Here is a 16754-nt window from a genome sequence, read left to right on the forward strand (position 1 = left end):
ATTCAGTTCATTTATTTTGTCGTTTTAATTTTAGCCATCCATAATAGGTTAGGCTTTCATCGGCAGGTTTATCCTTGAGTAAAGCACTCGCCAGCAATCCAACAACAATCAGAACAAGGTGACTATATACTCCAATCATGTATTTATGTTGGGTAAAATTCAGGCTGCCCAGATCGAGCAATAAAACTTTATTGTCGCCGATTCCAATTGGCGTTGACGATAACAGTGCATAAAGTGTAAAGAGAACACTTGCCACTATTCCTGCATAAACTCCCTTTTTACCTGCACGTTTACTAAAAATACCCAAGAGGAACATGCCTGCAATACCTCCCGAGAATATGGCGTACAAGGTGAAAATTATTCCCAGTACACCTTCGCCACCTGCAGCCACATAAAACAAAGCCACTCCAATGGCGCCAATACCTGCAAGCATGGTAAACACACGACTTAATACCATTTGTTTCTCTTCCGGAGTATTGGGTTTCCATCTCAGGTAATAATCTTCGAGGCAAATAGCCGACAGACAATTTAAATCCGAATCGAGGCTCGAAAATGCTGCCGCGATCAGCGCCGACAAAATCAATCCCACCACTCCAACCGGTAGTTTCGTCATAATAAAATGAGGAAATACCTGATCGGCCAATACATCGGAGGGCAAACCACCCATAATTTTATAATAGCTAAACAAGGCTGTTCCTATAAACATAAACAAGGCCCAAACCGGAACGCTCAGCAGCACACCAATCAATGAAGCTTTTACGGCTTCTTTATCGGTTTTTGCAGTGAGGTAGCGCTGAATAATGGTTTGATCGGTTCCGTATTTCTGGATGGCATAGAAAATTCCATTTAGTGCCATTACCCAGAAAGTAAGCCGGACAAATTCAAAATCGAAAGGTCCAAATCCGATACGCCCATTTTCCATAGCTACATTCCATATTGCCGATGGGCCACCATCAACTGAAAATAATAATATTCCCAGTGAGATTAAACCACCGGCAATAAGTAAAAATCCCTGGATCACATCGAGCCAAATAACGGCCTCAATACCTCCAATCATGGTAATTATAACCACAATTACACCGATTATCAGTATAATATACACGGTACTGATTCCTGTCATCCCATTTAAAGCCAATGCAATAAGATAAAAAACCGTACCCATTTTTGCAAAATGGTTCAGTACAAAACCCAGCGAGGCGTACAAGCGGGCAAGAAATCCAAATCTCCGTTCGAAATACTCGTAGGCACTCAAACGAATTACCTTACGGAACAAGGGAACAATAATTCCGACAATAAAAACCAGTACCAATGGCACCATTAATCCCTGTACCAACCGAATCCAGTTGGAAGAATAACCTTCGCCCGGATAAGCCAGAAAGGTGACACTGCTGATCAGTGTGGCTAAAATCGACATCCCAATTGCCCACGAAGGAATTTTACCACCGGCTTTAAAATAATTACCGGTATCTTTTTGCCGCTTCGAAAAAAACAATCCAACACCGATGGTGAGAATAAAAGTGGCAAGAATTATTATCCAGTCGACAATATGTATGGATGTATTGTTCATTATAGTTTTTCAAGTTTTTCTTTATCGGTTCCGTTTAAAATAACATTATCGGGCCAGGGGTAACTTCCGGGTTTTGTTGTTATGGTCAGCTCCGGATATTTTCCGGGTTTGAGCTGAATGATCCCGGGATGCAACAATTTAGACGGAAACAGTTTAACGATATCGAGCGACCGAAGTATTTCTGATGTTGTAGCACCACCTTCGATCAACAGGTCGGTTAATTCCGTGGTTTCTGAAACGATTTTCACCAACTCTGCAATATTTTTTCGAATTCGGGCTGAAAGGTTCATTTCGACACTATAATCCTGTTCGATGGTAATGATCACCTTTTTCCCTGCTTCCAATTCGGCCACAACCTGTCCTGCCCATATCTGTATAAATTCGGGCTGAAAATCCTTCTTGTCGTATATTTCATTCGGCATGTTTAACCTCACAATTTCTTCCTCTTTCAATCCCATGGGAAGTTTGTGACTTTTCGGGAATTTACTGCCAAAAATAAATAGGGTTTTATCACCCAGTTTCAGGCATTCGCGGCATTCACTTGGTTTTTCCTGGTGCTTATTGCCCAGCAGCACGTCAAAAAATCCGGCACCTCCTGCAGCCATTGTATCTTCATCGATATATGCAGCCCAATATTCCATTTCGTCCTGGTCTTTCACGTCACCAATAATTATGCCCGAATCAGGAATTTTGGTATCTACAGGCAACGAATAAATCGATGAACCGACCGACTTTACAATGTTCAGAACATTTGATGACTGAACTGGAAAATCGGGATCTTCTGAAAATGAAGTTTTTTCGAGCGGCACCGCATTTACTTTGTACAAGCCATTTTCAATGGTTCGACCAAAGGATGGATTTCCGGCAATAATTATTGCTCGCTTTTTTCCCAGCGCCTCAAGTTGAGCATCGATCTCGGCCGCAATGTTTCCGCGAAGTACGGAATCGAGTTTTTTAAAAATATATTTGGGATTTTTTGCCTGAAGTTGTGTGGCTATTTTCTTTATTTCTTCTGAAGCTTCATGTTCCGGCAACGACCGGGTATCGGCAGCAATAATCCAAAGGTCGACCGAAACATTTTCTTCAAACTTTGTTTCGATGACCACATCGAGCCCATACTTTAATCCCACTCCTCCAATCTCGGCGGCTCCTGTAAAATCATCAGCAATTACTGCTATCATTTCCTTCTTCAATTTATTGTCTGTTTTTGGTCAGTTTTACAGCATATTCAACGGCGTTCATCAGTGCATCGGGGCTCGCAATTCCCTTGCCTGCAATTTCGAAAGCTGTTCCGTGATCAACCGAAGTACGGATGATCGGCAATCCCAGCGTGATGTTCACCCCATTTACGCTTTTCATTTTTCCCTTTTCCTGATCCCAGTGAAAACCGGCTAGTTTAAAAGGAATATGTCCCTGGTCGTGGTACATGGCAACACACCCGTCGAAACGACCTCCGCTGGCCAGCGCAAACAATGTGTCGGGAGGTACCGGTCCTGTTACATCCAAACCATTGTTTTGGGCTTCTTTTACAGCCGGAGCTATTTCGTTAATTTCCTCATCACCAAACAAACCTTCGTCGCCGGCATGCGGATTCAGTCCTGCCACTCCGATCCGTGGCTTTTCGATTCCCAGTCGTTTAAGGCCATCGTTCATTATCCCTATCACTTCCAGCACACGCTCCTTCTTAACCAGATCACAAGCTTTTCGTAACGAAACATGTGTACTTACATGAATTACCTTGATGGCATCATCGGCCAACAGCATAGCATACTTTGGGGTATTTGTATATTCGGCATAAATCTCGGTATGTCCCGAAAAATGATGACCAGCTTCGTTAATCGCTTTTTTATGAATCGGATTGGTAACCGTTCCGTCAACCTCGCCGTTTTTAGCCAGTTCGATTGCTATAATCACTGAATGAAAAGCCAGGTTTCCGGCCACAGCCGAAATCTCGCCAAATTCGATCGTTTCATCCAGCGGCATTCCAATATCCAGTACCTCCATAACACCCGTTTCGAAGCGGGCTTCTTTCACATCGGAAATCGTTCTGACTTTTAAGTTTTTCTCCGAAAAAGTAAGTGCTTTCTCCATTATAGCAGCATTACCCACCAAAATGGGCCGACAAACCTTATGAAGTTCTGATCCTTCAAATGTTTTAACGGCAATCTCCGGCCCTATTCCGGCCGGATCTCCCATGGTAATTGCTAAAATCGGTTTAGTACTCTTCATATTTATTCCTGTTAAGCCAGGTTCAGTATCTTATTTTCCATCTCTCCCAGGTAAGCCTTCAATTCTTCAGGCTCCATTTGCAACATGGGTGGCATCACCTGCGTACCACACAATCCTTTTAACGACATCAAGGCTTTAAGTGCAGGAATTGCACCGCTTATGGTTCGGCCTTTTTGGTTATATGCCGAGATCTTGTTGGTTAACTCCTGCAATCTTTCCGCTTCATCAAAATCTTTGTTTTGCGCCGCTTTGAATAAGGATGAATACAGTTCGGGAATCAGGTTGGCCACACTGGGAACGATTCCGTTTGCTCCCCGTTTTAATCCAAACGACGACATGGCTGCCCAGCCCACTAAAAAGAGAAAGTCGTTTCGTGAACTCCAGCGTTCCAGCGATTCCTCCAGGCGTGCCTGATTGTTTTCCGAATCCTTAATACCAACGATGCTCGGATGATGGCTTAGTTTTTCAATCACATCGAGCGAAATTGAATGATGCGTTGTTGCCGGAATGTTGTACAAGAACATCGGCAGCGAAACATTGTCAGCCAGTTTACCAAACCAGTTCAGGGCATGTTTATCTTCAATGGGGTAATAATTCGGAATCAAAGCCACCAGTGCATCAACTCCCAAATCGGCATATCGTTTTGCTTCGTCGATGGTTTGCAACATCGAATTCCCGGCTAAACCGGCCAGTAAAGGAACTCTGCCGTCAACTACATTTACCGCTTCTTTCACCAACGCTGTTTTTTGATCGGTTGAAAGTGATGCCACTTCTCCGGTTGTTCCCAAAACAAATGGCAAAACGCCGGCATCGATAAATGAATGAATAATATTCTTAACTCCATTTTTATCGATGGAATAGTTATCGTTGACCGGTGTTACCATCGGCACTATCACCCCTTCATATTTCTTCAAATCACTCTTCATCACATTGCTTTCCTGTAAATATCAATGGCATCCTGCAATTTTACTTCGCGTACATTATTCTTTAGCAGACGCTGAATTTTTATTGCTGAATTTGCCATCTCTTCTATTTCGTTTTCTCCTATATTCAAATCAGTCAATCGACCGGGAATTTTGAATTCGCTGATCATATCCCGTATCAGCTCGATTCCGGCCAAAGCTGTTTTTTTATCATCTCCTTTGTCTTCAACGTCTAAAGCCTTAGCCACATTGGCATATTTTTCGACGGCTGCTTCCAGGTTGTATTCCAACACAAAAGGCAACAGCATGGCATTTGAAACACCGTGTGCAATTTTGTAGGTACTGCCAAGCGGATATGCCAGTGCATGCACTGCACCAGTATTTACCGGCCCCAGACACATACCTCCATACATGCTTCCCAGCGCTACCTTTTCACGTGCCGTAATATCATTCCCGTCAACAAAAGCCTGTCTCAGATTTTGCCCGATTAGCTTAATTCCTTCAAGGGCCAGCAGGTCGTTAATCGGATTTGCAAAGCGATTCGCGTAAGCTTCAATGCAATGCGTCAGGGCATCGAGTCCGGTTGAAGCGGTAACTGCCGGCGGCACACTCAATGTTAGTTCCGGATCGATGTATGTTGCATCAGGAACAAGCTGTGGATCGATCACACCAACTTTTCCTGCTGTTTCAGGATCGAAAAATATGGCATTGGGCGAAACCTCACTTCCGGTGCCCGAAGTTGTGGGCAAACAAATCAGTTTTGTATTTCGCTTTAGTTGTTCTTTACCGGCTAAAAATTCCTGAACCGATACCTCACTTCCGGTTGTTGCCGCAAGAAGTTTTGCAGTATCGAGCACACTGCCTCCTCCAATTCCGACAACACCATCGGGTTTGAATTCATCGACTTCCGAAAGCAGTTTTTTATAATCGTCGAACGAAGGCTCCTGGCGGATTTCGGTATTCACCGAAACCTCACAACCATTTTCCTTTATATGGTTAATCGCGGATTCAAGCTGAGACATAATTTCAGAAACCGTTAGCACATACAAACGCTGAAGTCCGGATTCCTTCACATCAGAAACGAAAGTTGACAAGCTTTTGGATCCAAAAACCAGCCTGGATGGATTAGATATCACTGTGATACTGCCCATAAGTAGAGTTCGAACAAATTAGTTTTACAATTTAAAGTGTAAAAATAGAAAAAAAAGTGCAAAATAATGTAAACGATTACATTATTTATTCGCACTGTTAACAAAGTATTTAATCTTTAAAAAATTAAAATGGGTGTAAACGTTTTTCCATATTATCATCAATTCTTCAGGCAAACACTTCCAAAGCCGCTTCATACCTTAAAACCAGAAAAAAGGTTAAAAAAAAGGTGGAGCATTTTGCCCCACCTTTGTATTCTGGCAATTAGTAATTACCTCACAATATTAAGTTTTCCTTTAAAGGCCTCAGAACCTACCTGCAACAGGTAAATATACATTCCGTCATTAAGTCTGTTAGCAGGAATAGCGATTTCGTGAACACCTTCGGTTAATACCTGTGGTGAGCTGATCTCTATTTTCTGTCCTACCATATTGTATAATGACAGGCTTACTTCCTGCGTTCTTTCAACGCTGAACCTAATTCTGGCATGATCCTGTGCCGGGTTCGGATAAAGCACTACATCATTTTCAAATGCAACATCCGGTACATCAACAGTACCTCCGGCACCTAATACCCACTCCAATGAGCGAACCAGCATGGTGTCGAATCCGGCAGTGGCATACAGCAAACCATCATTAAATAAGCTCATAAATACAACTCTTTCAGGATTGTTTACAGTTTCGTAATTATCATACTCTCCGTTCAACGAACGCATGGTGCTTCCTTTCGGAATAGCCCACATTGTAGTAAGCGTGTTACCATCGGCAGGAATTGTTGCCAGCGGGATCGCTGTAGTCACGTCTTCTGACAGGTCGTACGACTTAACTTCTTTACCCAGGAAGTCTTCAGATGTAGCGGTTCCGGAACTCCACATGATAGAATCACCTACATTAAAGTTTTGTGTGATGTAATGTTGGTTATTCAAAACAACCATCTGTGCAGTATGCTCATCGTATACTTTGGTTACGTACATTTTATCGTTTTCTACCCAACCAAATTTATTACTACGCGGTCCGTCAGGCTGCATTGTTACACAAGGAATCGGGTAATTACGTTTTGCATAGTCCTTTGTATTATCAGACCCTGCTCCTGCAGATATTACCATTCCCATGTACGGGCTGTAATCGTAAGCCATAATTCCTTCAGGACTCCACTCGAACAATTCATTCTTCTTAGCAAAAGTCACTGAATAGCCTGCATCAACCAAAGCATCGTAAACATTCGTATCGAATGCTTTAGTGTCATTATATACTCCACTTGAAGAAGAAACATAGAGGATCTCTTCGTCTGTTTGAACATGTACCATAACGTTGTACATCATTGAATCAGACTTGCCTGAACTAACGACTTTAACAGTTAGCATTTCTGTCATACCATCCGACAATGTTAATTCTTCAGGAACAGTAACCATTGCGCCAGAAACTTGCGGAACAGCAGTCAGACTAACAGCAGAAGTACCCATCGGAAGATTCAATTGATATTCTGTTTTATCAGGATCGAACGATTGTACTATATCTCCTTCAGAAGCAGTAAGTGACTCCAGTTTGGCATTTGTATCTTCTCCCAATACCCATTGAAGAGACCTAACCAAAAGTGTATCAAAGCTCTCGGTAGCATATAATAAACCATCGTTGAACAAGTACAGTAAAACGACATTACTTGCAGTTGTTACCCTTTCGTAAGTATCGTAATCGCCATTCATAGAACGTACTGATGATCCTGCAGGAACTGCCCACATGGTAGTTAACAAAGTACCATCAGCTGGTATAGTAACCAATGGGATTGCATCAGGAACACTGTCAGTAAGATCGTATGATTTTATTTCCTTACCCAGGAAGTCTTCAGATTCTGCTGTTCCCGATGTCCATGTTATAACTTCATCTACATCATAAATTTCAGTGATATAGTGTGAATTATTGGTTACTTTCATCTGAGCGGTTACAGCATCGTAAGTTTTTGTTTTTGCATGCTGCTCGGCATTCTTATCGTTAACCCATCCCCACTTATTACTCTTAGGTCCATCATTTTGCATTGATACACAAGGAATTGGATAATTACGCTTAGCATAGTCATTAACATTTGATGAACTTTCACCACCTCCTATTACCATACCTACATAGGGTGAATAATCAAATGGCATAATTCCGTCAGGTGTCCATTCAAATATAGCACCTTTGGGCGCAAATGTTACTGAGTAACCAGCATCTACAAGTCCATCATAAACATTGGTATCAAAAGCTTTGGCATCAGCATAAATTCCACCTGATGCAGAAAGGTATAATATCTCTTTTTCCGACTGAACATGAATGTAAATAGTGTATGTCATCGTTTTGGTTCCAAGCGGGCTCATCACCTCAACAGAAACCTCAGTGTTCATACCATCAGATAAAGAAACCGCTTCAGGAACTGTCACCATAGCCATTTCAGATGTAGCCATTGCCATGAATTCAACACTTGAAGTGCCTTTTGGCAGAACTAAGCTGTAAGCAGTTTTTTCTGCATCAAACATCGGGCTCAATTCTCCTTCTGAGGCATAAAGCGTATCAAGTGTGGCAACATCTTCTAAGAGCGTTGTAGGTACTTCCAGTCCGGCAGCCATATATAAGGCGTTACGCCAAATTGTGATTCCTTCGGCAGTTAAATTATCACCACCATCTTTACAAATTGCACCATAGTTTTCACTTATATGAATCATTCTAGCCTGCAAAGTATCTTCGGTTCCAAGAACGGTTCCTGCCGGTATATCGTTGAAACAGATAGAAACATTACCTGCAGCACCTTTTGGCTGACCCAATAATGTTGCAGCATCCGACATTTCAAGATCGGTAGTATAAGAGAAAGCTTTTTCACCTGCAACTCCGTCGTCTGTTGCTCCGGTTTTAAAGATCATAACTGAATCGCCATCGAAAGTGATACCCGAGAAAAGCTCACTCATTTGACTTGAATCCGGAACTTCCAGGTACAACTGTCCGGCTACTTCACTGGTTGCGGCACCTGCCGATGTAACAGCTTTTCCATCTCTCAAAGCATAAGCTTTATTATAAATGAACGGAACTTCAATATTTTCCAAACCAAGAGAACCTCCGGGCTTGAAAATATCAGAGCTGGATCCAAAACCTTCCTGAGCAACCACCACATCGTAACCTTCCAGGTCAACAGTTGCATCATCTGCTACAACCTTCACATCAACAAAGAAATTAGGATCGGCTTTTAACATACGAATGATTGGATCATCATCAGATGCAGCCGCACTGGCATCCAATTCTTTATCAGCAGTTATATATGCCACTTTTTTAGGAGTCATCGGAGCAGCTTTTAAATAATAGATGTTTACTCCACTGCTAGGTGACCACATATAAATAGTTGTTGCCTCTCCAACATAACTAAAGTCTTTCATTGTAATAGGAGTTCCCAATGCCGGGAATGAATCGATTACGTTCTCTTCGGAACCTGCAGCAATATACAGAAGTCTGTCGCTGCTGCTGTTTGAAGACATACCTGCAATTGTAATCGTGGTATTTCCTTTTACATCAAAAGCCAATACCCTTGCATCAGGCATTCCGTCAACAAACCGACCGGAACCTCCCAGTTTCAAACGATAGGTGAAATCCATTCCACCAACCGATTTATTGTTATCATCAATGGTTACTTTTTTATCATCAGCGGCATAAATGGTAAATCCATTTACAGTAGTATCGGAAGTCAGTTCTCCAAGTCCGTTAAAGTCATCGGTACTGATATTCCATTCTTGTGGAGCTTCCATACCATAAACATGGGCCTGGTAGAAAATTCGAACACCTGCGTCAATCTCCATATTTGAGTAGTACGGAACTTCTTCACCTAAAACTTTAAAATAGAACATCAGGTCAGTATCAACAGCTGAATCGGGAGCTGCAATTTCGATACTTTGATTGGTCCACTCCATTGTTCCCGGATCAAGAGTAGCCGGTGTAAATGTATAAGGAACCTCTACAGTATAGTTTCCATTACCGTCGTTTGCCATTACTGCCAAAGTATCGAGGAAGGTCAGCATTTTGTTGAATTTATCGCCTGAACCATTCTTATACAAGTTGTCGGTAATTTTTATTGGAGCTACGCGGCCTTTCATTTTCAAAGGCATTTTAACCATTGTCTCTTCCCCAATGTAAGCCATAAAAGGGAACGCTTCATTACTGTAATTACCTCCGTCGAGGCCCATATTAGGTTCAACCCAAACCGGCGCTGCAAAAGTAACCGTGAAATCATCAACAATTATGGTTGGATCATAAGATCCCTCCGCTATCGCTGTACCAGTTCCATTTGTACTTAAATAAACATGAACTTCACTCTGCCCATTAAGATCAGATAAATCCATTCCGAATGCTTCTGCAAGATTAACCGTTTTCAACCCGCTACCAGTAGTGTAGTAACTGGTTTTGGTCTCATCAACCGAACCAAATTTAACACGCAAATCATAAGTAGCGGTTGCACCGGTATTTCCCTCATCGTAGGTATCAATTGTAAACTGTAAATCTGACTTTAATACCAGATTCTTAAAGGAGAAAACAAATTCATGTTCCAACTTTTTGTAAATACCCGGATGTACACCATAAGCCTGATTAGCAGGATCTCCTCCTACATCGAAAAGACAAGCTGAATGATTATTAAGTGTATTTTTAGCAGAATCTGCTGTTCCGGCGTATACTTCTTCCCACTTGGCCAGAAGAGCCTGTAAAGAATCCACACTGGCAACATGGTTTGGATTTTCATTATTCCGCCATCTTCCGGATCTTACTTTGAAGTCATCGTTAGGATTTAAGGAATTACCTTCTCCATCCCAAACAGTTACTGCAAATCCTTTACTGTTCTGTGCTTTTCCCCAGGAAAATTCAACGGTTGAATCATTCACCTGTGTCCATGTACTTGTCGCCTGATCAGTATTAAAGCTAATGTCTAAAACAGCTTGCTGAGTCTCAAGACTTCTCACATAGGTTTGTCCTATCTGGGACCTGTTCTCTAGTTTAACCTGACCATTTGCAAAGCCTGCAATAAAAACCATGCAAGCCATCATAAGAATCTTAAAAGTAGAATTTCTCATAGGTATAATTTTTAGTTTGACAATTATTGTTAATAATGTGATTTGTTGTCTGTTTACGTTTTATTCTTTTATCATTCTAAATTACAGTTTCTTAAGCAATGCTTGTTACCTTATAAATGGTAACGTTTACATTTTTAAGGATATAAAATCCAGTTTGTTCTATTACGCATTTACGCTGAGCTACGTTTCATTAACTCGGCATTTAATATCATCTGAATACTTGAGCGTTCGGGCTCATTGATCCGTTGGATCAACAACTCCCCTGCCCGTCTTCCAATTTCGCGCGCCGGCTGACGTACCGCTGTTAATGGAGGATTTAGTGAACTTGCCCAGAACATATCATCAAAACCCAGGATGGCTATTTCATCGGGTATCTTCAAATTCTTTTTATGAATCACTTCAAGCGCTCCCAGGGTAATCAGGTTATTTCCGGTAAAAATGGCATCGGGTGGTTCAGGCAGAGCAAGCAATTCTTCACAAAGCTGAACTCCGCTCGGAAGTTTCGAATCACCATATTTTATCAATTCATCAATTATAGGTAATCCATTGTCCTGCAAGGCCCGTTTGTAGCCTTTCTCCCGTAAAACACTCGAGGGAATAGACAATAAACCGGTAATGTGTGCAATTCGTTTATAGCCCGATTTTGCCAGAAAATCAACGGCATTGTAGGCTCCGGCTTCATTATCGATCAACACTACGTCCACATCGATTTCCGAAAGGCCGCGATCGACACAAACCACCGGCAACCCGTCTTTCACCATCTTTTTAAGCTGAACATCTTCTTCGCTGGCAGGTGCCGCAATCAATCCGTCAATGGCTTCCGACTGAAGAATTTCCAGGTAGAGTTTTTCCTTTTTCTCGTCCTGCCCAAAATTGCACATGATGAGTGCATAATTGTTTTGGTAGGCAATTTCCTCAATTCCTTCGAGAACCTCAACATAAAACGGATTCTGAATATCGGGGATAAGTACTCCAAGCAGGTTGCTCGAAATACTTTTCGAACGCAATCGTTTTGCTACACGACTGGGTTGATATTTTAATTCTTTGATTGCTTTAAGGATACGTGCGCGGGTAGCTTCGTTAACTTTGCCGTTATTATTGAGTACGCGCGAAACCGTGGCAATAGAAACCCCGGCTCGTTTTGCTACATCATCCATACTGGCCATAAGACAAAGTTTTAATTTAGTTTTACCGATAAAATTTAGTTCAGCTAATGTAAACGTTTTCATTTAAAAATAAAAACCTTTAACATTATTTTATTTTTACATTCCGTGTGCGCACACATTTCTTTCTCAAACAAACACCTGAATAATAATAACTTGCATCATACATACATGTTTTTCAAAAAATTAAAGATTAAGAAAACTAAACTAAAATACTTTTCGTTTACCTTTCATTTTTAAAGAAAGAATGTGGTAACGTTTACATTGTCAAAAATCTTCGTAATTTTGAAGATCTAATAATCCAATTTAAAATGAGGCAAACCGTAATAAATTATATGCTGATTTTACTCGTTCTGCTGACGATGAGCTGCCAGGTGACAGAACAGCCTTCAGATCGAACAAAGCTGGATACATTAGACTATTCCTATTTTGTTGATCCACCCAACGAATTTCGCTCTCACCCTTTTTATTCCATTAATGATTCGTTAACCGAGGAAGAGATAACCCGACAGATACGGGAATTTAAGGATGCCGGTTTTGGTGGATTTTACCTGCACAGTCGTTCAGGATTGATCACCGAATTCCTGGGCGAGGACTGGTGGAAAGTGATGCAGGCGGCTGTTGATGCAGCAAACGAAGTTGGATTGCGTTGTATGTTTTACGACGAAGACAAATGGCCAAGTGGTTACGCCGGAGGAATTATTCCGCGAATGAGTAAGGATTACCGGGCCAAATGCCTGGCAAAACTCGATAAGTCGACCAAGTTGCCGGTCGGTGCCGAAATAATTGCCAGCGACAGTTTATACAATTATATATTGTATACTGCGCAATTCGGCTACGATATTTTTAACGGAACCTGTTATGTCGATCTGTTCAACCCTGAGGCCGTTCAGGCTTTTATCGATGTTTCGTACAAACCATACATCGAAAAATACGGATCGCAGATCACCAGCTATACACCGGCTATTTTTTCTGATGAGCCACATGTTCATGCCCGCTATTTCGACAAGAATACACCCAACCATGGAACACTCTCCTACTCGCCCTGGCTGGAAAAGAAGTTCGAGGAATTGTACGGGTACAGTTTGCGGGATTCCTTGCCGCAATTGTTCGAAGAAAAGGGCAAGTGGCGTGAAGTACGCATGCAGTATTACCGGGCCAAAGCCCTTCTTTTTGAGGAAAGCTACACCAGGCAGTTGAGCGATTTTTGCGGAGCAAACGGCTTTGATTATACCGGGCATTATTTAGCCGAAGACGTATTACAAAAAGTGCGCGACAGGGCAGCAAATACTATGCTGCACTATCGTACCATGCAACAACCCGGTATGGACATGCTCGGACTGTCGATCGATAATAAAATTATTACCGCGCGTAACCTGAGCAGTGTGGCCAACCAATTTGGGAAACAAAAAAGATTAAGTGAGTTGTTTGGCATCAGCGGTCAGAATATGAATTTCGAAGATCGGAAATGGCTGGCCGGATGGCACAGTATTTTAGGTGTCAATCATTTTTGTCCGCACCTTACATTGTACAGCATGAAAGGCCATCGGAAGCGAGATTATCCACCAACATTCTCTTACCAGCAACCTTATTGGAAATACAATAAAAAAATAGAAGATTACCTCGGACGTATTGCCTATGCAGGATCGGTGGGTAAATATCAGCCGCAACTGCTTGTGATCAGTCCGCTCGAAAGCGAATTTATTCGCGGTGAGAATGATGAAATATTTACGCCAGGTATGCTTGAGGTTTTGGAAATGCTGCAGGCCAACCATTACGATTACGACGTTGGTGACGAACAAATTATGTCTGATACTGCATTTGTGAATGGCAATAAACTAGTGATTGGCGAAATGAGCTACGGGCACATTTTGCTGCCGGATATGATTTCGATCCGGCAAAGCACACTGGACCTGATACATAAACTTCAAGCCAATGGAGGCATGGTTTTTAATACCGGCCGATTCCCGGAATATATCGATGGGAAACAGGATGGCGGTCAACTGGAAGATTTAAAGAATACAGTGATTAATTTACCTGATGATAAAGCGGGTGAAGTACTAAAACAAAACCTGGAACCACAAGTAAGCGTTAGCGGAAAAGGCGCCGAAAAGATTTGGATACAAACCCGTGCAGTAAAAAACGGCACGCTGATTCAAGTCGCTAACACATCGCATACCCAAAGCATTAGCTTTCAATTGAGCAGTGATATACTTACTAAAAATGTGGTTTTATGGGATCCTTCAAAAATAAAATGCTATGCTTTAAAAGCTGATGAGAACAACGTTTATAACCTGGAGTTAGCGGCCTCGTCTAATTTTTGGATCACCGCCGGAAGTTTAAGTGAAGAAGCAAGGATAAGTGGCAACTACCAACTTCCTGTTTCTGCCAAAGAAGTGCTTACTTTGAAAAACAGCTGGGAGGGTAAGCGTTTGTCGCCAAATGCCATCACGCTTGATTTTGCACGCTATTCTACCGATGGAAAAACATTTAGCCAGGCGGAACCCGTTATCGGTATTTTTAACCGATTGGCCGATCAAAACTATTCCGGGTCACTCGTACTCGATTACACATTTGATGTTGTTAACGTGCCCAAAAACTGTAATCTTGTGCTTGAACAACCTGATGTATTTTGGAGTATGAACATTAATGGTCAGTTTATTGAATTTACCGACCAGGGATTTTTCATCGATCGTACTTTCCGTAAAACGAACATTTCGAAATGGATTAAACAGGGTATAAATATAATACAGTTCACACTTGAATTTAACGCTCCTAATCCACTGAGCGCCGATCCGAAATCACGCTACGGTACTGAAATTGAAAGCATTTATCTTACAGGAGATTTTGCTGTTATGGGAAAGAATGCCGGTACAAAATATGATACGCAACGCAATGAAACAAAGAACTTCGTAGAAAGACCCGTTTATGCCTATTCCTCCTATTTAATGACCAAAGAAAAAACAAGTTTCGAAGGCGAACTGACTGAAAGTGGCTACCCTTTTTATGCGGGCGCTTTTGAGCTTTCACAAACTTTTGATCTCGGTACAATTGATCCCGAAAAAGAATACTGCCTGGAAATGCCCAATTGTGAAGCCATTGCAACGGTAGTAAAAATCAACGATCAAACAGTTGATACGCTTGTTTGGTCGCCGTATAAAACCGACATCACAAAATACCTCACGAAAGGCGAAAATAAAGTCAGCTTAGTTGTGGTAAATTCTTTGCGAAACCTGCTAGGACCGCACCATCATAAAGGTGGAGAACTAACCAGAGTTGGGCCAAACAGTTTTACAGGAGCCGGCGGTTTCCCCGATGGAAGAGGGAATAAAAACTGGTATGATTTACGAAAATCAGGAGCTGATATCCCCATCTGGACCGATAAATATTACCACATTCCTTTTGGCTTGCTCGAACCGGCCAAGATCATTTCAACAACAAAAAACGAATAACAATATGAAAATCTTCACCAGATTGATATTACCGATTACCGCTTTTGCACTTCTATTTTCCTGTTCACCGACAAAGAAACCTGAGCAGGAATCCGAAAAATGGAGCATCAAAATGGCGGATGCCGTAATGCAACGATACGATACACTAGCCTTTTATAACGGGCGAACCCGTGCAGGCTGGTCTTATGATGTTTACTTTTTAGGAGCCGCCATCGACAAACTGGGCAAGATCGATCCCAAATATTCGAACTACCTCAAAACTACTATCGATATGTTGGTAGACGAAAATGGGAATATTGAACGATATTCGATGGACAACTACAACATCGATCTGATCCGGCCTGCCAATAATTTGCTCACGCTTTATGAGCGCACCGGAGAAGAAAAATATAAGAAAGCGCTTCCCCAGTTTATCGAGCAAATGGAGAAGCACCCCAAAACCAAGACCGGCGGATACTGGCATAAAAAGCGTTACCCGTGGCAAATGTGGCTCGACGGATTGTACATGGGCTCTCCTTTTCTGGCACATTATGCGGCAGATTTTAACCAGCCACAGTGGTTCGATGTGGTTGCACACCAGATCATTTTGGTTCACGAAAAAACACTCGATCCGGAAACCGGCTTGTTGTATCATGCCTGGGACGAAAGCCGGGATCAGCGTTGGAGTGACCCGGAAACCGGGCAATCGCCACACTTTTGGAGCCGCGCCATGGGGTGGTATGTTATGGCTATTGTTGATGTGCTGGACTACCTCCCTGAAGATCATCCAAAAAGACCGGTGATCATTGAAATCCTGCAAAATACATGCGATGCCTTGCTTAAAGTCAGAGATCCGGAAACCGGTGTTTGGTACCAGGTACTCGACCGGGCCGGCGCTGAAGGAAACTACCCGGAAGGTTCGGGAACTGCCATGTATATTTACGCCTTTGCCAAAGGGGCCAAGAAAGGCTATTTGGATGAGTCGTACCTGAATGTAGCCAACAGTGCTTTCGACGATATGGTAAAAACTTTTATCATCACCGACAAAGACGGATTTCCCAGCATGGTAAATATTTGCGGAAGCTGTGGCCTTGGCGGAGATCCGTACAGAGATGGTTCATACGAATATTACATCAGCGAAAAAATTGTTAAAAACGATTGCAAAGGCATCGCCCCTTTTATTATGGCAGCCATTGAACTCGACCGATAAATCTA

9 protein-coding genes are annotated in these 16754 nt (G+C 42.2%); 2 read left to right on the forward strand and 7 right to left on the reverse strand.

Going from position 1 to position 16754, the window contains the following annotated elements; translation table 11 throughout:
• Positions 1 to 7: 7 nt before the first annotated feature.
• From WFY05_RS19740 to WFY05_RS19770, 7 genes are all read right to left on the reverse strand, one after another.
• A complete protein-coding gene (locus WFY05_RS19740) occupies positions 8 to 1567 on the reverse strand; it encodes a sodium:solute symporter family protein (protein WP_340114652.1) in 1560 nt (519 codons plus the stop codon).
• Complete coding sequence (locus tag WFY05_RS19745; protein ID WP_340114653.1) at positions 1567 to 2748, reverse strand: four-carbon acid sugar kinase family protein; 1182 nt, start codon at positions 2746 to 2748, stop codon at positions 1567 to 1569. Before WFY05_RS19745 ends, WFY05_RS19740 begins: the two co-directional genes overlap by 1 nt.
• Positions 2749 to 2761: 13 nt before the next feature.
• A complete protein-coding gene (gene pdxA, locus WFY05_RS19750) occupies positions 2762 to 3796 on the reverse strand; it encodes a 4-hydroxythreonine-4-phosphate dehydrogenase PdxA (protein WP_340114654.1) in 1035 nt (344 codons plus the stop codon).
• Between the two features lie 11 nt (positions 3797 to 3807).
• The gene (locus tag WFY05_RS19755) at positions 3808 to 4722 is read right to left on the reverse strand and encodes a dihydrodipicolinate synthase family protein (RefSeq protein ID WP_340114655.1); all 915 of its coding nucleotides are present in this window, start codon (positions 4720 to 4722) and stop codon (positions 3808 to 3810) included.
• Positions 4722 to 5870: an iron-containing alcohol dehydrogenase gene (locus WFY05_RS19760; RefSeq protein WP_340114656.1), complete on the reverse strand. Its 1149-nt coding sequence runs from the start codon at positions 5868 to 5870 to the stop codon at positions 4722 to 4724. The genes WFY05_RS19755 and WFY05_RS19760 overlap by 1 nt, the downstream gene beginning before the upstream one ends.
• A gap of 269 nt (positions 5871 to 6139) precedes the next feature.
• On the reverse strand, positions 6140 to 10945 hold the full coding sequence (locus WFY05_RS19765; RefSeq protein ID WP_340114657.1) for a cadherin-like beta sandwich domain-containing protein: 4806 nt from the start codon (positions 10943 to 10945) through the stop codon (positions 6140 to 6142).
• Between the two features lie 170 nt (positions 10946 to 11115).
• Positions 11116 to 12111 carry a LacI family DNA-binding transcriptional regulator gene (locus tag WFY05_RS19770; RefSeq protein ID WP_340114659.1) on the reverse strand — a complete coding sequence of 332 codons (996 nt, stop codon included), beginning with the start codon at positions 12109 to 12111 and terminating at the stop codon, positions 11116 to 11118.
• Between the two features lie 308 nt (positions 12112 to 12419).
• Between WFY05_RS19770 and WFY05_RS19775 the strand changes: the two genes are divergently transcribed.
• Positions 12420 to 15560 (forward strand): hypothetical protein, encoded by a 3141-nt coding sequence (locus WFY05_RS19775; RefSeq protein ID WP_340114660.1) that lies wholly within the window; start codon positions 12420 to 12422, stop codon positions 15558 to 15560.
• Positions 15561 to 15564: 4 nt separating this feature from the next.
• Positions 15565 to 16749: a glycoside hydrolase family 88/105 protein gene (locus WFY05_RS19780; protein ID WP_340114661.1), complete on the forward strand. Its 1185-nt coding sequence runs from the start codon at positions 15565 to 15567 to the stop codon at positions 16747 to 16749.
• Positions 16750 to 16754 lie beyond the last annotated feature (5 nt).

Source organism: Maribellus mangrovi, assembly GCF_037646455.1.
In the GTDB taxonomy this organism is placed as follows: Bacteria; Bacteroidota; Bacteroidia; order Bacteroidales; family Prolixibacteraceae; genus Draconibacterium; species Draconibacterium mangrovi_A.